The organism is Micromonospora hortensis, from assembly GCF_022230935.1.
In the GTDB taxonomy this organism is placed as follows: Bacteria; Actinomycetota; Actinomycetes; order Mycobacteriales; family Micromonosporaceae; genus Micromonospora; species Micromonospora hortensis.
This window is the reverse complement of sequence record NZ_JAKKFE010000005.1, coordinates 46373-61827: the sequence shown is the minus strand read 5'-3', so window position 1 is coordinate 61827 and position 15455 is coordinate 46373. Positions and strand designations below refer to the sequence as shown.

Here is a 15455-nt window from a genome sequence, read left to right as displayed (position 1 = left end):
GCGCCGGCAGATCTGACGCAAATCTCTTGATCACCGAGAGCCGAGCGGGGGCGGGGCGGTGGGTTGGTCGGGGTAGATGGCGCGGTGGGCGGTGGAAATGGCAGCGGCGTAGGCGCGGCCGGTGAGCGCGCGGTCGCGGGCCAGCGCGGCGCGGGCCGCGTTCGCGCCCGGCGCGCCGTGCACACCGCCGCCGGGGTGCGCCGACGCGCTGGCCAGGAAGAGCCGGTCCACCGGAGTGTCCGCCCGGCCCAGGCCAGGGATCGGGCGCAGGAAGAGCTGCTGGTACGCGGCGGCGGTCCCGCCGCCGAGCGTGCCACCGACCAGGCTCGGGTTGCCCTTCTCCAGGTCGGCCGGTCCGGCCACGTGTCGGCCCACGATCAGGCTTCGGAAACCCGGGGCCGCCGCCTCCAGCACGTCCTCCATCCGCTGCACGTGCCCGGCTACCTCCTCGGCCCGCCAGTTTCGCCGGAACGGCAGATGGGTGTACGACCAGAGCGACTCGGTACCCGGCGGGGAGTGGCTCGGGTCCGCCACCGACATCTGCCCCACCAGCAGGAACGGGTCGCGGGGCAGCTCGCCACGGGCCAACTCGCTGGCGTAGTGGGTGAGTCCGTTCAGGTCCGCGCCGAGGTGCACGGTGCCGGCGCCGGCCAACTGCCGGTTCGTCCAGGGCACCGGCGCGGAGAGCGCCCAGTCCACCTTCAGCGTGGAGCCGTCCCACCGGAAGTGCGCCAGGTCCTCCACCAGCCGGGACGGCAGTGCCGCCGCGCCGACCAGGTCGAGGTAGAGCGCCGGCGCCGGCACGTCGGCGAGCACTGCCCGCCTGGCCCGCCACAGCGCGCCGCCGACGGTCCGGACCCCCATCGCCCGGCCCCGGGCGGTGAGCACCCGATCGGCCCGGGCACCGTAGATGATCGTCCCGCCGCGCGCCTGCAGCCGATCCACCAGCGCGTTGGTGATCCGCTGCGCGCCACCGTCGGGGACCGGCCAGCCGACCTGCTGGCCGAGCATGGCCAGCAGCCAGCCGTACACCCCGGAGCCGGCCTCCTCCGGGGAGAGGTCGGTGTGCAGGGCACAGCCGGCCAGCAGGGCCGGCCCGCCGGGACCGTCGAAGAGTTCGTCGCCGAGCTTGCGGACCGGTACGACCAGGCGCCGCGCGAGTCGCAGCGCGCCGGCGACGCGCAACCGACGCAGGAGACCCAGCCCGCCGCGTACCGGCGGGAACGGCGAGGTGATCGCCTCCAGCATCGGCTCGGCCACGTCGAGCCAGTCGGTGTACGCGTTGAGCCAGCGCTTACCGTCCCCGGGGGCGAACTGCTCCAGCGACGCGGCCGTGACGTCCGGATCCCGGTTGATCACCGCGGCTCGACCGTCCGGCAGCAGGTGCGCCAGCACGTCCGGCGAGTGCCGCCAGGACAGCCCGTGTCGACCCAGGTCCAGGCCGCCCAGCACCGGTGAGGCGTACCCGAGGGGGTAGAACGAGCTGTAGAGGTCGCTGAGGTAGCCGGGCGCGGTGACCTCGGCGGAGCGGACCGCGCCGCCGGGCACCGCTGTCGCCTCCAGCACCACCACGTCCCAGCCGGCGTCGGCCAGCAGGTTGGCCGCCACCAGGCCGTTGTGCCCGGCGCCGACGATGACGGCGTCCGCGCTCTGCGCGGTGGTGGTTGTCATCGGATCCGCCTACCCGGCGCGCAACCGGGCGAAACGCGTTTGCCTCGTCGGGGCCGGGGCATCCAACGCCACATGTACACGGTTGCGCAGCTGGTGGGCGGGGTGTGGGGTGCGGGTGGCGACGGCGGCGAACTGGTCGTGCGTGATCCGGCGGACGACGCGCCGGTGAGCACGGTGCCGGTGGCCACTGCCGACGAGGTGGGCAAGGCGACCCAGGCGGCCCGCAACGCGGCGTCCCAGTGGGCGGCGACCGCCCCGGCGGAACGGGCGGCGGCCCTGCACCGGGCCGCGGACGCGGTGGAGGCGGTCATCGAGGAGTTGACGGCTGCGGTGACCGCGGAGATGGGCAAGCCGTTGGCGGACGCCCGCGGCGGCGTCGAGGCGGGGATCGGCACCCTGCGACAGTATGCGGAACTGGCGCCGCTGCGCGGCGGGCGCACGCTGAACGGCGACACCGACGCGCTGGACTTCCTCACCCCACAGCCACGCGGCGTGGTCGCGGCGATCACCCCCTGGAACGACCCGGTGGCGGTCTCCTGTGGACTGCTCGGCGCTGCCCTGGTGACCGGGAACGTGGTGCTCTACAAGCCGAGCGAACGGACACCGGCGACGGGTTGGCTGTTGGCCCGGGCGCTGGACCAGGCTCTGCCGGCCGGGGTGTTGTCACTGCTCACCGGCGGACCGGAGGTGGGTGCGGCGCTGGCGGCGCAGGACGTCGACGTGGTGGCCCACGTGGGTTCCACAGCGACCGGGCGGGCGATCGCCGCCGCGGCGGCCCGGACCGGGGCGAAGGTGCTCCTGGAGAACGGCGGCAGCGACCCGCTGATCGTGGACGCGGGCGTCGACCCGGAGTGGGCGGCGGAGCAGGCCGCGCTCGGCGCGTTCGCCAACGCCGGGCAGATCTGCGTGGCGGTGGAGCGGCTCTACGTGCACCGGGAGGTGGCCGACGACTTCGTGGCCGCGCTGGTCCGACGCGCCGCGGCGCTGCGGGTCGGACCGGGCCGGGCCCCGGACACCGAGCTGGGCCCGCTGGTCGACCGGCGGCACCGGGACCACGTGCACGGGCAGGTGGCGGCCGCGCTGGCGGACGGCGCACGGGTGCTGGTGGGCGGTGAGGTCCCGGACGGGCCGGGGGCGTTCTACCCGGCCACCGTCGTCACCGACTGCCGCCACGACATGCCGCTGGTCCGGGAGGAAACGTTCGGGCCGGTCGCCCCGGTGGTGGTCGTCGACTCGTTCGACGAGGCGCTGCGCTGCGCGGCGGACTCCCCGTACGGGCTGGCCGCCACTGTGTTGACCCCGTCGATGAGTCACGCGCAGCGGGCCTGGCGGGAGCTGCCGGTGGGCACGGTCAAGGTCAACGCGGTGTTCGGGGGTGCGCCGGGGGGCGCCGCGCACCCGCGCCGGGCCAGCGGACAGGGCTTCGGGTACGGCCCGGAACTGCTGGACGAGTTCACCGCCACGAAGGCAGTGCACATCGAGGCGCCGGGGGGCGGGCACTGGTGAACGGCGCGGGCGGACGCAGGGGTGGCGCGTCCGCCCGTACCGCGTCGGTTGTGCTCCGGTGCGGCGGCGATCAGTCGCCGCGGGCCTTGCGGGTGGCGCGGTCGTTGGCCTTCTCGATGGCCGTGACCAGCTCCGGTTTGGTCATGCTCGACCGACCGGGCACGTCGAGTTTGCGGGCCACCGACATCAGGTGGTCCTTGGTGGCGTTGGCGTCCACGCCACCGGCGGTGGGCGCCCGTCGTTCCGGCCCGCCGCCGGCGGCCTGCTGGTCGCTGGGGCCCTTGCGGCCCTTCGGCTCCCAGTGGTCGCCCACCTTCTCGAACTGATGCTTCACGGCGGCGAAGGCGGTGCGGTGTGACCGCTCCCCCTCGCCGTAGGTCTCGACCGCCGAGTCGTGCGTCTTTTCCCAGGTGCGCTGCGCCTTCTCCGGGGAGCGCCGCAGCGTGCTGGGCAGGTCTTCGCGCCCGGGCATCTCGTCCTCCTCCGTGTCGACAGGGTCACTGTGACCGTTCCCCGGTGACCGGGCGGCAAACCATAGCGGCGGCGGTCGGGTACCGGGTGGGTTTGTCGATTTCACCATCCGGGTACCGCCGGGCCAGGCCAGACCGGACGACCGGTCATCCGGCGGCCGGGGCGCAGGGAGCGGGCATGACGACCACGGAGCCCGGTACGACGCTCGACGGCACACCGGGCACCCGGGGGGTGCCCCGACGGATGCGGCAGTTGAGCTGGCGGACCTGGCGCGGGGTGCTGGTCCGCAGCGTCCAGAACTTCGTCAACGACAACTGCTCCGACTGGGCCGCGGCGCTGACCTACTACGGGGTGCTGGCGCTCTTTCCGTCCGCCATCGTGGTGGTGGCGCTGGTCGGTCTGGTCTCTGACGGGGAGCGGACCCTTGACACTGTGGTCGACCTTGCCAACCAGGTGGGCGCCGGTTCGGTGCTGACCAACGACGAGGGCGGCGTGGTCGGCGTGCTCCAGACCGTGGTGCTCGACCAGAGCAACCCCAAGCTGCTGCTGAGCTTCGGCCTGCTCGGCGCGCTCTGGTCCGCGTCGGGTTTCATCGGCGCGTTCACCCGCGCCTCCAATGCCGTCTACGGGGTGACCGAGGGCCGCCCGGTGTGGAAGCTTCGGCCGCTACAGATCGGTCTGGCGGCGGTCACGCTGGTGCTGCTCGCGGTCGTCGCCCTGGGCCTGATCGTCAGTGGGCCGGTCACCGATGCGGTCGGCGACCTGGTCAACGCCGGCGGCCTGGCCCGCACGACGTGGAGCGTGGCGAAGTGGCCGGTCCTCGCCATGATCATGATGGCGCTGCTGTCGCTGCTGTTCTGGATCGCGCCGAACGTGCGCCAGCCCCGGTTTCGCTGGCTCACCCCCGGCGGCGCGGTGGCCCTGATCTCGTGGGCGGCGGCCTCCTTCGGCTTCGGCCTCTACGTGGCCAACTTCAGCTCGTACAACACCACCTACGGCAGCCTCGGGGCGGCCATCGCGTTCCTGGTCTGGCTCTACCTGTCCAACTCGGCGCTGATGCTGGGCGTGCAGATCAACGCCGAGGTGCAGCGCGGGCGGCAGTTGCAGGCCGGCGACCCGGACCCGGACGAGCCGGTGCTGCCGCCCCGCAAGCCCGCCGACGAGTAGGCCTCCGTTCGGCACCGGTGTCCGGTTCGCCGCCGGACCGAGGGCCGGTTCGTGGCCCGGTGCCGGTTTATCGGGTGAGGTGCCGGGTAGCGCAGAAGGCATGGAGCGTGGCAACAGCAAGCACGGACCGAGGATCGACGAACAGATGAGTCAGGAGGTCAGCGGCCTCGTACAGGGGCCGGGGACCGGTGGCTCTCGGGTCGACGAGTCGCGGGTGCCGGAACCGGCTGGCGAGGACCAGCCGGAGACGACCACCGCCCCGGCCGGCGACCTGCGCACCGGCACCCCGCAGGGCATGAGCTCTACGGACGTCGAGCAGCGCAGCCGGCTCGGCCGGTTCATCTCGATGAGCGCGCTGCCGGGCGACCGTCTGGTGCTCATTGCCAGCGCCCGTGAGAACGAGGCGCCGGACGACATCGTGGCGTCGCTGGAACGGCTGCCCGAGGGCACCGTCTACCAGACGGTCTCCGAGGTGTGGGCGGCGCTGGGCAACAAGAACGAGACAACTCGCTGGTGACCAGGATCGCCCCCGATCCGGCAATCCACCAGTGGCTGAAGGAGGTTCCCCGATGAGTGGCGTTACCGAACATGTGGACGTTTCCGTACCCGTACGCACCGCGTACGACCAGTGGACGCAGTTCGAGCAGTTCCCCGAGTTCATGGAGGGTGTGCAGGAGGTCCGGCAGCTCTCCGACACGATGACCCACTGGACCGTGGACATCGCCGGTGTGAAGCGCGAGTTCGACGCGGAGATCACCGAACAGCTCCCCGACGAGCGGGTCGCCTGGCGCTCGACCGACGGCACCCAGCAGGCCGGCGTGGTGACCTTCCACCGACTGGACCAGGACAAGACGCGGGTCACCCTGCAGCTCGAGTTCGAGCCGCACGGCGTGGTCGAGCAGGCCGGCGACAAGCTCGGCATCGTCGACCGACGGGCCAAGGGCGACCTGGAACGGTTCAAGACCTACATCGAGCGGCGTGGTCAGGAGACCGGCGCCTGGCGCGGACAGGTGGACCGTCCGCAGCCGTGACGGTGAGCAGTGACCTGCGATGGCCGCCGGGATTCCCGGCGGCCATCGCCGTATCCGAGCCTTGTCGCACACCACCGTTTGCGATCATCGCGCCCGGGTACCGCTGAAGACATGACCGACGACAACATCAGGGTGTGGCGGGACGAGGAACGGCTTCCGTTGGAAGAGCTGGAGCAGGCCGTGGCCAGCTCCAGCCTCGACGGGCAGGCCGACGACGTGACCGGCAACGACGCGGGGGAAGAGGCGACGTTCGGGCACGGGCCGGCAGCGGACGACCGTAAGGGGCAGGCCCAGGGCAACAGCCGGGAGGACACCGATCCGGAGCGCCGCTACCGCCCGTCCACCACCGGGCGGACCGGCCCGGACGCGGGCTGACCCTCCCCGCCGGGCTGACTGGGCGCCGGCCGCCCGGTGGGCCGGCCGGGCGAGCGACGGGCACCCCACTCGTAGAGCGCGATCAGCGCCAGCGCGAGCACCAGCAGGGCCGCGCCCAGCACCTGCACCGACGTGTTGCCGATCAGCACGCCCAGCCCGGCCGGGACGAGCGCCGCGCCGACGCCCGAGGCGCCGATCTGCATCCCGATGGCCCGGTCCGCGTGCGCCGCGCCGACCCGTTCGGCGGTGGTGAGGGTGAGCAGCGGAAACACCGGCGCGGCGGCGAAACCGACAACGACAAGGCCGAGCACCGCCAGGGCGGCCGGGCCGGGAACGGCGATCAGCGCCGCGCCGACGGCCATTCCGGCCAGGCTGGCCCGCAACACCAACCCCGCCCCCAGGCGCTCGGCCACCAGACCCTGCACGACCCGGCCGACGAAGAGACTGCCCCAGTACGCGGAGACACAGCCGCCGGCCAACGCCGCGCTGAGCCCGCGCCCCTCGGTCAGCAGCAGGAACGCCCACAGGCCGGCGGACACCTCGATGGCCACGTACAGCGCGAAGGCGAGCAACCCCGACCAGACCGCCGGCAACCGCAGCGTGTCCCGAACCGGAACCTGGACGGTCGACGCCGGCCCGGAATCCGTGGCGCCGGGCACGCCCTGGACCGCCGCGCCCGCTTCGGTGCCGGCTGGGGCGTCACGGCGCCAGGCCCGCACCGTGAGCACGAACGCGACGGCGAGGACGAGTTGGGCGGCGGCCACGATGCCGTACCCCCAGCGCCAGGCCAGCCCGGCGCTCAGCACCGCGGTCATGATCAGCGGGCCGATGGCCACGCCGAGGCCGAAGAAGGCGTGCAACCAGTTCATGTGGCGAGGCCCGAAGGCCCCGGCGGCGTACGCGTTGAGCCCGGAGTCGACAGCGCCGGAGCCGAGCCCGAGCAGCAGCGCGCAGCCCACCAGCACCGCCAGCACGGGGCTCACCGAGTAGCCGGTCAGCGCCAGGCTGGCCACCAGGGTGCTGCCGGCGAGCAGGGCGCCCACGCCGACCCGGGCCAGCGTGAAGCCGGCCAGCACGCTGGAGGTGAGATAGCCGACGGTGCCGGCGGTGAGCACCCACCCGACGGCCTCGGTCGGTACGTCGAAGTCGCCTCGGATCGAGGGCCAGCTGACGCCGAGCAGGCCGTCGGGCAGGCCGAGACTGACGAACGCGAGGTAGGACAGCAGGAGCAGTGCTGCGCGGGGACGCGCGGGCGCGGTGGACACGAGACACCATCCTGCCGCAGGGGCACCCTAGCGCCGTCGGCACCCGATCGCTCGCGGCGCAAAGAAGTCGTGTCCGTACGGTCGAGAAAACGGACAGCTCATCCAGAATCGGCCGATCGGAGGACGGCAAGCCGGCCGGTTCGCGTAAGAATTTCGGGATGCATCAAGGCTCCGGAATCCTCTCCACGCGTCAGCGCAAACTCGCCTGGCTCGGCTTCCTGCTCGCCGCGCTCCAGGCACCCGTGTCCGCCTGGCTCGTCGCCGACGAGTCGTGGCTGTTCAGCCTCTGCGTCGCGCTGATGGTGGCCACCGTGATCATCGCTGACGACGCGGCACGGCGTCGCCCGGCCGACGCGACAAGCGACTAGCCCTCGCCACCCGGCCGGGCCTCGTGGCCCGGCCGGCCCCGGCTCCGGCGGCGTTCCTTCATCTCCGCCTCGTAGAGGTGGCGCCGCCCACCCACCAACTCGTCGCGGGCCTGCTGGTCCAACTCGCGGAACAGCGCGTGGTAGCCGTCGTCGAAGTCCTCGACGATCTGAAACGTCCACCGTCCGGCGATGACGTTGCGGCCGCGTAGCTCAGTGGCGATCCGGTCGGCGAGGTGCGGATGCCCGGCGGCGCGAAACTGCTCCACCGCGTCGTCGAGCATCAGGTCGGCGTGGCCGATCAACTGGTGCACCGAGTAGAGGTGCCCCCGGGCCCGCTCCACACACTCCAGCGCCTCGCTGAGCTTGCCGAGCGCGGCGATCGTCGCGTCGCTGACGCCGTCCGGCCGCCGGTGCCGCTCGTCGGGTCCGTCCACCTGCTGTCCCATCCGTGCCTCCGTGCCGGGTGCCGTCATTCCTGGGTGTTCTCCTGCTGCCCCGTCTGTGCCGGATCAATCCCCCAGGCCAGCGTCGACCGCCTCAGTGGCGCACCCGACATCCGCCGAGCGGACGAGGTCGACACGGTCACTGGTCGGTTAGCCTCGGTCACCATGCGTGTGCCGTTCAACCGGGTCGCCTCCCGTACCGCCGTCGACTCGGCGCGGTCCACCCTGGCCGCCCTCACCGTCTCCGTGGGCACTGTCGGGCTCGCCGCCGCCGCCGCGCGCCCGGGCCTGCTGGCCCTCGTCGACCAGCATGCGGCGGCCGTCCGGGACAGCCTCGACGGCGACCGCACGCCGCTGAGCGCCGCGGCGCTCGCCGGCTACGCGGAGGGGGTGCGCGCCGCCGCCCTGGAGCACGGGTGGACGCCACCCAGCGGGTCGGTGGACTGGAGCCAGCCGGAGTGGCTGCTCACCCGCCTCGTCGCGGTCTGCGCGCTGGCTCGCGCACTCGATCGGCACTGACACGCGAGGGGAGGGCACCCCGCCGTCGTACGCGGAACACCCTCCCCACCCGTCGTGCCGTTCCGCCCGCTACGAGCGGTACTGCTGGGCTTCGTCCACCCGAGGCATGGCCTGGGTGCGGTCACCCCCGCGGTCGGCCATCTGCCGCTCCACGTCGCTACGCCCGGCCGACGCGGCCTGACGTTGCTGCTGCACCGCCCGAGCCTCCTGGGCCGCCCGCTGCAACCAGCCGTCCCAGCGGTTCTGCATCGGCTTCACGAGACCACCGCCGACGCCGACGATCAGGATGCCGGCCACAGTGGCGAGCACCGCGATCAGCACCGGAGTCGTCACCGTGGTGGCGATACCCACCTGGTTGAGGGCGGCGATCACACCGAGCGCGATGATGAAGATCGCCGTCAGATCGGCCAGGACCTTGCCGTACGAGAGCCCTCCCAGCGCCCCGGTGACCAGATCCCGGACAGCGTTGGCGATCGCGGCCGCCACCACCACGATGACGATCGCGATGAACGCCCGCGGCAGCCAGGCCACCACGCCGCTGATCAGGTCACTGATCGCGTTGGGTCCCCAGACTCCGAAGGCGAACTGCAGCGTGAACAGCAGTACGGCGTAGTACGCCAGTCTGGCCAGGATGTCGCTGGCGTCGTACTTCGTTCTCTCCAGGGCCCGTTTGATGCCACCGCGTTCGACCGCCTGGTCGAAGCGCACCCGTTCCAGCACCGTATCCACGATTTTGAGGACGGCTCTGGCGATGAGCCAGCCGACCACGAGGATGACGATGAAGGCCACTGCCTTCGGGATGAAGAGCAGCACCGACCTCCAGGTGTCGGCGATGGCATCGCCGATGTCGGCCTGCCGGACCGCGAGGGTTTTCAGCATGATGTCCCTCCTGTCGCATGGACTGCGCCGGGCGCATACCCGGCAACCGGTCCGGCACTCCGCGCAGCGCGCGGCGTTTTTCCCGACAGACCTCCGGACAGGGGCCCTGAACTGCCCGAACGGCCACCGCGAGGGACTCGGCGACGGCCGGACGCCGTGGTCGGATGCCTTTTCCGGTCGGCCGACTAGGCTGCGAACATGCCAGGAACGGTCGGGCGGGTCCCCACACCAGCAACTCCGGGCCCGGGCAGACCCACCGGGTCCGGCCCGGCCGTCGGCGTGCTCGCCCACGACTGGGCCAACACCCCGCTGGGCCCGGCCGACGACTGGGACGTCGCCCTCCAGGCAGTGGTGGAGCTGGTCCTCGCCTCGCCGATGCCGATGGCCCTGGCGTACGGCGACGATCTCGTCCTGCTCTACAACGCCGGCTACGCCGAACTGCTGGGCACCAAGCACCCGAGCGCCCTCGGCCGTCCGGCCGCCGAGGTGTTCGCGGAGATCTGGGCGCTGCCCGGCGTCGGCGCGGTGATCGAGCGCTGCTACCGGCAGGGCGAGCCCTTCCTGGAGAAGGAGTCCACCCTGCCGCTGGTCCGTGGGCACTCCGCGACGGTGGAGCAGGCGGTCTTCACCCGGGGCTACTCACCGGTGCGCGACAGCGCCGGGCAGATCGTCGGCGTGCTGACTGTCGCGGCCGAGACCACCCACGTCACCGAGCAGTTGCAGAGCCTCAGCGAGGTGGCCGCGGCGCTCGCCGGCACCCTCACCCTCGACGACGTGGCCCGGGTGGCGCTGCGGTACGCGATCACCACGTTCGACCCCGACCAGGCCTCGTTCGCTGTCGACGAGGGCGGCGGCGGCTGGCGCATGGTGCGTCGGGTCCGTGGCGAGTTGTTGGACGAGGCCGACGAGCGGCTTCCCCCGCTCTGGCGGCGCGCACCGGCGGACTGGTCGGCCCCGGTGGTGCAGGCGGCCCGCTCCGGCGCCCCGTCGTTCACCCGCGACGGGCAGCCGCTGCGGGACACCGCCGTGGACCGCCACGACCAGAAGGTCCGCGCGGTGGCGGCCCTGCCGCTGGGCACCTCGGTGGTCCGCGGCGGGCTGGCGGTCGGCTACCAGGTTCCGCACACCTGGTCCCCCGCCGAGCGGGCGCTGCTGGCCGCCTCGGCCGAGCTGATCGGCCAGGCCGCCGAGCGGGCCCGCCGGTTCGAGACGCAGCACGGCACTGCCCAACTGTTGCAGCGCAGCATGTTGCCGGAGCACCTGCCGGATCTACCCCGGTTGCGGATCGCGGCGCGCTACGACCCGGGCGTGGACGGCAACGCGGCCGGCGGTGACTTCTACGACGCGTTCCTGCTGCCCGACGGCTCACTCGGCGTGGTGCTGGGCGACGTCGCCGGGCACGACGTGCAGGCCGCCGCGCGGATGGGGCAGGTCCGGGCGGCGTTGCGCGCTCTGGCCCTGGCCGACCCGACGCCCGACGCGGTCCTGGCCGGCCTGGACCGGCTGGTGACCAGCCTCGGCGCGGAGGCCGGCACCCACGAGCTGTTCGTCACTGTGGCGTTCGGGGTGATCGACGCGGAGCGGCGGGAGCTGACCCTGTCCAGCGCCGGTCACCCCGCGCCGTTGATCCGCCGCGGTGACCCGGATGGTCGGTTCCACGCCGAGTACGTCGACGTCCCGGCCGGGCCGCCGCTGGGGTTGGGCGGCCGGCCGGGCACCACGACCGTCCCGTTCCGCCCCGGCGACACCCTGCTGCTGTTCAGCGACGGGGTGGTGGAGCGTCGCCGGCAGAGCCTGAGCGCCGGGCTGGCCACGCTGAGCGACGCCATCGCGAAGGCCGGCAGCGGCGACCCCCGCGCGCTCTGCGCGGTGGCCACCGCGGCGGTCCCGGGCGGCACGGAGGACGACGTGGCAGTGCTGGCGGTCGAGCACGCGCTCAAACCGAGTCGTTCGGCGAGCATGGAGGTGCCCGCCGAGCCGACAGCGCCGAGCCGGGTCCGGCACTGGCTGACCGGCCAGCTCACCGAGTGGCAGGTGCCCGAGTCGGTGATCGGGGCGGCGGTGCTCTGCACCAGCGAGCTGACCACCAACGCGTTGCTGCACGCCGGCACGGCCGCCCGCGTGGAGATCGACCTCAGCGCCGAACGGCTGCTCGTCTCGGTAGCGGATTCCGGCACCCGAGGGACCGTGACCCGGGCCCGTACCGACACGTTGAGCAGTCGCGGGCGCGGCCTCGGCCTGATCGAGGAGCTCAGCGACGCCTGGGGCACCGACCCGTCGGTCCGGGGCTCCACGGTCTGGTTCGAGATCCTCACGCCGCCCGCCGCGCTTCCCTGAGCCGCCCGAGGGTAGGAGGACGCCCATGGCTACCGACCGGCCCGCCGGGGTCCTCTTCGATGTCGACGGCACCCTTGTCGACACCACCTACCTGCACACGGTGAGCTGGTGGGAGGCGTTACGCCAGACCGATCAACCGGTGCCGATGGCGGTGGTGCACCGTTCGATCGGGATGGGTTCGGACAAACTCCTGGATCATCTCCTCGGCCCGGAGCGGGACCGCGACGCCGACTCGAAGCTGCGCGACGCGCACGACACCCTCTACGCCGAGTACTGGGAACGGCTCACACCGCTACCCCGGGCGGCCGACCTGTTGCGGGCCTGCGCCGATCGGGGGTTGCGGGTCGTGCTGGCCACCTCCGCCTCGGAACCCGAGGTGGGCGCGCTTCGTCGGGCGCTGGCCGCCGATGACGTGATCGACACGATCACCTCCTCCGCGGACGCCCAGCAGAGCAAGCCGGCCCCGGACATCCTCATCGCCGCGTTGGAGCAGTCCGGGTTGGCCGCCGAGCGGGTGGTCTTCGTCGGCGACTCGGTGTGGGACGTCGCCGCGGCCGGCAAGCTGAACATTCCGTGCGTGGGCCTGACCTGCGGTGGCACCAGCCGCGGCGAGCTCGCCGGCGCGGGTGCCGTGGCGGTGTACGACGACCCGGCCGCGCTGCTGCACGAGTTGGCGGACTCGCCGCTCGCCCGACCCCGGTGAGAATCACTCGGGTCCACCGGCACTGACGCGCATAGCCGGAGCCCTTGCGGGGCAAGGACTGTCACCACCTGCCCGCACCTCGCGGGTGCGGCCGGAAAGGTGGTGCCGTGGAGCCGGTAGATGTGGCGTTCGCGCTGGTGGGCCTGGGCGCCCTGCTCGCGGGCATCCTGCCGCGGGTGCTGGATAGGCGCCCGCTGTCCATGCCCATCGCCTTCCTCGCCCTCGGCATGCTGGTGTTCCTTCTGCCGGTCGGGCTGCCGTCGCCGGACCCCCTGGCCCACCCGGAGCTGACCACCCACCTCACCGAGATCGGGGTGATCGTCGCGCTGATGGGTGCCGGGTTGAAGATCGACCGGCCGTTGAGTTGGCGGCGGTGGTCGTCCACCTGGCGGCTGCTGGCGATCGCGATGCCCCTGTGCATCGCGGCGGTGGCCCTGCTCGGCTGGTGGTGGGCGGGGCTGGTGCCGGCCGCCGCGCTGTTGTTGGGCGCCGCGCTGGCACCCACCGACCCGGTGCTCGCCGCCGACGTGCAGGTCGGTGAGCCGACCGACGTGGAGGATTCCGAGGACGAGGTCCGCTTCGCGTTGACCTCCGAGGCCGGCCTGAACGACGGGCTGGCGTTCCCGTTCGTCTACGCGGCCATCGCCATCGCCTCGACCAGCCTCGCCCCGAGCGACTGGTTGGCCGAGTGGTTCACGGTGGACGTCCTCTGGAAGATCAGCATCGGCGTCGGCGGTGGCCTGCTCATCGGCTGGCTGCTCGGCAAGCTGTTCTTCCGCGCGCCCAGCGAGCTGCGGCTGGCCCGGCACGCCGAGGGCTTCCTGGCGCTGGCTGCCACGTTCCTGGCGTACGGGCTGGTGGAGGTGGTCGGCGGGTACGGCTTCCTGGCGGTGTTCGTGGCCGCCCGGGCCATTCGGGCCGCCGAACGGACCCACGAGTTCCACTCGGTGCTGCACGACTTCGCCGAGCAGGTCGAACGGCTGCTCACCCTGGTGCTGTTGCTGCTGCTGGGCGGCGCGATAGTGGGTGGTCTGCTGGGCCCGCTGACCTGGCCGGCGGCCGCCGTCGGGCTGGCGCTGGTGTTCCTGGTGCGGCCGCTGATCGGCTGGTTGTCGTTGCGTGGCGCTCCCGGACGCCCGGCCGAGCACTGGGTCATCTCCTTGTTCGGCATTCGTGGCGTCGGCTCGTTCTACTACCTCGCGTACGCCACCACCAAGGCCGACTTCCCGCAGGCCGAGCTGCTCTGGGCGACCGTCGGGCTGGTGGTGCTCGTCTCCGTCGTGGTGCACGGCATCACGGCGACCCCGGTCATGCAACTGCTGGACCGGGAGGGGGAGCGGACCTCCGACCCGGCCGAGCGCGACGCCGACGCCCGCCCCGTCGCGGCCGCCGGTCACACCTGAGCGGGTGGCCCCGGGCCGAGCGGGCATGCCTGAGTGGGTGACTCAGGCCAGGCGGGCGGCCAGCGCACGGCCCAGGTCCCGGCCGGAGCGCCAGGCGCTCTGCACCCGGGGCTTGCCGAACGCGTCGCCGGCCAGGCCGATTCCGTCGGCGTCGAGGTGGTGGGTGGCGCCGCCGGCGTCGGTGGTCGGCTTCGCGTACGTCCAGCGGTGCACGTGCACGTCGACGGCCTGCTCGGGCAGCCCGAGCAGGTCCCGGACGGCCTGCTCGATCGCCGGGCCGGCCCCGGTGGGTTGGGCCAGGTGCCCGGCCGCGAACTCCGGCACGGTGTGCGCGACCAGCACCGGCGCGCCGTCACCGCGCCGGTCGCCGTCGTCGCAGACGAGGTTGAGGACCGGGTGCTCGTTGACGAACGCGCCCCGGAAGTCCGGCCAGCGCCGGGTCGGGAAGCGCAGTACCGCGGCCAGCGACGGCGACCAGCGTTGCGCCTGCACGACCCGGGTGGCGTCGGTCAGGGCCGGGTCGAGCAGTAGGGCGGCCTGCGGACCCGGCATGGCCAGGGCGACCGCCGCACACGGCTGCCCGTCGACGACCGGGCCGGGTTCCACTGTGAGCACCAGCCTGTCGACGGTCACCGGTACCGCGTCGGCCAGGTGCTCGACCAACGAGCGCAGCCCACCGGGGGCGGCGAAGCGCATCGGCCCGGGCACCTCGTGGTTCCCACTCCGGTCGTACGCCTGGAAGGTGTCGGTCCATTCGCGGACCAGCCCGGCGGCACGCCACTGCTCGACCAGCGCGGCGAAGTCCGGGTCGGTGGCGGTGAAGTAGGCGGCGCCGATGTCCGCGGGCCGGCCCTGGAAGCGTTTGCTGGCCATCCGGCCACCGCGGACGTGCCCCCGCTCCCGGACCTGCACCGGCACCCCGGCCCGGGTCAACTCGACCGCACAGGCCACCCCGGCGATGCCCGCCCCGACCACCACCACGCTCGACCGGTCCTCCGTCATCAGATGATCGTAGGTGGCGGCGTTCGGGCATGAACCACCGACGATCGGGGTACTGGCACACCTGTTCGAAAGGAAGGGTGATGATGATGACGGATCGCCGCATTGAGCAGGCCGACCAGAACCCCGCGATCAAGGACCCGGACGAGTGGGTCACCGGGGACGAGCCGCCGACCGCCGCCCAGGAGTCGTACCTGAGCACGCTGGCCCGGGAGGCTCATGCCGACCTCCCGGACGACCTGACCAAGGCCGAGGCGTCCAAGCGCATCGACGAGCTCCAGGCCGAAACGGGCCGAGGCCAGTAGGACCCCCCGCGCG

17 protein-coding genes are annotated in these 15455 nt (G+C 72.8%); 11 read left to right on the top strand and 6 right to left on the bottom strand.

Features of this window, described 5'->3' with window-relative positions:
• Positions 1-30: 30 nt before the first annotated feature.
• Positions 31-1671, bottom strand: coding sequence for a phytoene desaturase family protein (locus NIE111_RS03050; protein WP_238682928.1), 1641 nt, complete (start codon positions 1669-1671; stop codon positions 31-33).
• A 72-nt stretch (positions 1672-1743) separates the two neighbouring features.
• On the opposite strand from NIE111_RS03050, the gene NIE111_RS03045 reads away from it, so the two are divergent.
• Complete coding sequence (locus NIE111_RS03045; protein ID WP_238682927.1) at positions 1744-3177, top strand: aldehyde dehydrogenase family protein; 1434 nt, start codon at positions 1744-1746, stop codon at positions 3175-3177.
• A 70-nt stretch (positions 3178-3247) separates the two neighbouring features.
• On the opposite strand, the gene NIE111_RS03040 is transcribed toward NIE111_RS03045, so the two are convergent.
• Positions 3248-3649, bottom strand: coding sequence for a ChaB family protein (locus NIE111_RS03040; protein WP_210785235.1), 402 nt, complete (start codon positions 3647-3649; stop codon positions 3248-3250).
• 176 nt (positions 3650-3825) lie between these two features.
• Here NIE111_RS03040 and NIE111_RS03035 point away from each other — a divergent pair, with 176 nt between their 5' ends.
• From NIE111_RS03035 to NIE111_RS03020, 4 genes are all read left to right on the top strand, one after another.
• Positions 3826-4815: a YihY/virulence factor BrkB family protein gene (locus NIE111_RS03035; RefSeq protein ID WP_238682926.1), complete on the top strand. Its 990-nt coding sequence runs from the start codon at positions 3826-3828 to the stop codon at positions 4813-4815.
• A 100-nt stretch (positions 4816-4915) separates the two neighbouring features.
• The gene (locus NIE111_RS03030; protein WP_238682925.1) at positions 4916-5332 is read left to right on the top strand and encodes a DUF2795 domain-containing protein; all 417 of its coding nucleotides are present in this window, start codon (positions 4916-4918) and stop codon (positions 5330-5332) included.
• A gap of 52 nt (positions 5333-5384) precedes the next feature.
• A complete protein-coding gene (locus tag NIE111_RS03025; RefSeq protein WP_238682924.1) occupies positions 5385-5846 on the top strand; it encodes an SRPBCC family protein in 462 nt (153 codons plus the stop codon).
• A gap of 111 nt (positions 5847-5957) precedes the next feature.
• Positions 5958-6221, top strand: a complete 264-nt coding sequence (locus NIE111_RS03020) for a hypothetical protein (protein WP_238682923.1) — start codon at positions 5958-5960, stop codon at positions 6219-6221.
• On the opposite strand, the gene NIE111_RS03015 is transcribed toward NIE111_RS03020, so the two are convergent.
• Positions 6176-7486 carry an MFS transporter gene (locus tag NIE111_RS03015; RefSeq protein ID WP_238682922.1) on the bottom strand — a complete coding sequence of 437 codons (1311 nt, stop codon included), beginning with the start codon at positions 7484-7486 and terminating at the stop codon, positions 6176-6178. The two genes, NIE111_RS03020 and NIE111_RS03015, sit on opposite strands and share 46 nt — an antisense overlap.
• Before the next feature lie 158 nt (positions 7487-7644).
• On the opposite strand from NIE111_RS03015, the gene NIE111_RS03010 reads away from it, so the two are divergent.
• Positions 7645-7854, top strand: a complete 210-nt coding sequence (locus NIE111_RS03010) for a hypothetical protein (RefSeq protein WP_210787345.1) — start codon at positions 7645-7647, stop codon at positions 7852-7854.
• Here NIE111_RS03010 and NIE111_RS03005 read toward each other — a convergent pair.
• Complete coding sequence (locus NIE111_RS03005; protein WP_238682921.1) at positions 7851-8300, bottom strand: hypothetical protein; 450 nt, start codon at positions 8298-8300, stop codon at positions 7851-7853. The two genes, NIE111_RS03010 and NIE111_RS03005, sit on opposite strands and share 4 nt — an antisense overlap.
• A 162-nt stretch (positions 8301-8462) precedes the next feature.
• On the opposite strand from NIE111_RS03005, the gene NIE111_RS03000 reads away from it, so the two are divergent.
• On the top strand, positions 8463-8816 hold the full coding sequence (locus tag NIE111_RS03000; RefSeq protein ID WP_238682920.1) for a DUF6401 family natural product biosynthesis protein: 354 nt from the start codon (positions 8463-8465) through the stop codon (positions 8814-8816).
• 69 nt (positions 8817-8885) lie between these two features.
• Here NIE111_RS03000 and NIE111_RS02995 read toward each other — a convergent pair whose 3' ends face one another.
• A complete protein-coding gene (locus NIE111_RS02995) occupies positions 8886-9695 on the bottom strand; it encodes a mechanosensitive ion channel family protein (protein ID WP_238682919.1) in 810 nt (269 codons plus the stop codon).
• A 198-nt stretch (positions 9696-9893) separates the two neighbouring features.
• Here NIE111_RS02995 and NIE111_RS02990 point away from each other — a divergent pair, with 198 nt between their 5' ends.
• From NIE111_RS02990 to NIE111_RS02980, 3 genes are all read left to right on the top strand, one after another.
• On the top strand, positions 9894-12032 hold the full coding sequence (locus tag NIE111_RS02990) for an ATP-binding SpoIIE family protein phosphatase (RefSeq protein WP_238682918.1): 2139 nt from the start codon (positions 9894-9896) through the stop codon (positions 12030-12032).
• A 25-nt stretch (positions 12033-12057) separates the two neighbouring features.
• Complete coding sequence (locus NIE111_RS02985; RefSeq protein ID WP_238682917.1) at positions 12058-12735, top strand: HAD family hydrolase; 678 nt, start codon at positions 12058-12060, stop codon at positions 12733-12735.
• 107 nt (positions 12736-12842) lie between these two features.
• Positions 12843-14138, top strand: coding sequence for a cation:proton antiporter (locus NIE111_RS02980; protein ID WP_238682916.1), 1296 nt, complete (start codon positions 12843-12845; stop codon positions 14136-14138).
• Between the two features lie 42 nt (positions 14139-14180).
• On the opposite strand, the gene NIE111_RS02975 is transcribed toward NIE111_RS02980, so the two are convergent.
• Positions 14181-15119, bottom strand: a complete 939-nt coding sequence (locus tag NIE111_RS02975) for an NAD(P)/FAD-dependent oxidoreductase (protein ID WP_238683026.1) — start codon at positions 15117-15119, stop codon at positions 14181-14183.
• A 107-nt stretch (positions 15120-15226) separates the two neighbouring features.
• Here NIE111_RS02975 and NIE111_RS02970 point away from each other — a divergent pair, with 107 nt between their 5' ends.
• Positions 15227-15442 (top strand): DUF3072 domain-containing protein, encoded by a 216-nt coding sequence (locus NIE111_RS02970; RefSeq protein ID WP_372488274.1) that lies wholly within the window; start codon positions 15227-15229, stop codon positions 15440-15442.
• Positions 15443-15455 lie beyond the last annotated feature (13 nt).

Bases quoted from the DNA above. Each gene is read 5' to 3' on its own strand.
- NIE111_RS03050 (WP_238682928.1), bottom strand. From the start codon at position 1,671: ATGACAACCACCACCGCGCAGAGCGCGGACGCCGTCATCGTCGGCGCC.
- NIE111_RS03045 (WP_238682927.1), top strand. From the start codon at position 1,744: ATGTACACGGTTGCGCAGCTGGTGGGCGGGGTGTGGGGTGCGGGTGGC.
- NIE111_RS03040 (WP_210785235.1), bottom strand. From the start codon at position 3,649: ATGCCCGGGCGCGAAGACCTGCCCAGCACGCTGCGGCGCTCCCCGGAG.
- NIE111_RS03035 (WP_238682926.1), top strand. From the start codon at position 3,826: ATGACGACCACGGAGCCCGGTACGACGCTCGACGGCACACCGGGCACC.
- NIE111_RS03030 (WP_238682925.1), top strand. From the start codon at position 4,916: ATGGAGCGTGGCAACAGCAAGCACGGACCGAGGATCGACGAACAGATG.
- NIE111_RS03025 (WP_238682924.1), top strand. From the start codon at position 5,385: ATGAGTGGCGTTACCGAACATGTGGACGTTTCCGTACCCGTACGCACC.
- NIE111_RS03020 (WP_238682923.1), top strand. From the start codon at position 5,958: ATGACCGACGACAACATCAGGGTGTGGCGGGACGAGGAACGGCTTCCG.
- NIE111_RS03010 (WP_210787345.1), top strand. From the start codon at position 7,645: ATGCATCAAGGCTCCGGAATCCTCTCCACGCGTCAGCGCAAACTCGCC.
- NIE111_RS03005 (WP_238682921.1), bottom strand. From the start codon at position 8,300: ATGGGACAGCAGGTGGACGGACCCGACGAGCGGCACCGGCGGCCGGAC.
- NIE111_RS03000 (WP_238682920.1), top strand. From the start codon at position 8,463: ATGCGTGTGCCGTTCAACCGGGTCGCCTCCCGTACCGCCGTCGACTCG.
- NIE111_RS02995 (WP_238682919.1), bottom strand. From the start codon at position 9,695: ATGCTGAAAACCCTCGCGGTCCGGCAGGCCGACATCGGCGATGCCATC.
- NIE111_RS02990 (WP_238682918.1), top strand. From the start codon at position 9,894: ATGCCAGGAACGGTCGGGCGGGTCCCCACACCAGCAACTCCGGGCCCG.
- NIE111_RS02985 (WP_238682917.1), top strand. From the start codon at position 12,058: ATGGCTACCGACCGGCCCGCCGGGGTCCTCTTCGATGTCGACGGCACC.
- NIE111_RS02970 (WP_372488274.1), top strand. From the start codon at position 15,227: ATGACGGATCGCCGCATTGAGCAGGCCGACCAGAACCCCGCGATCAAG.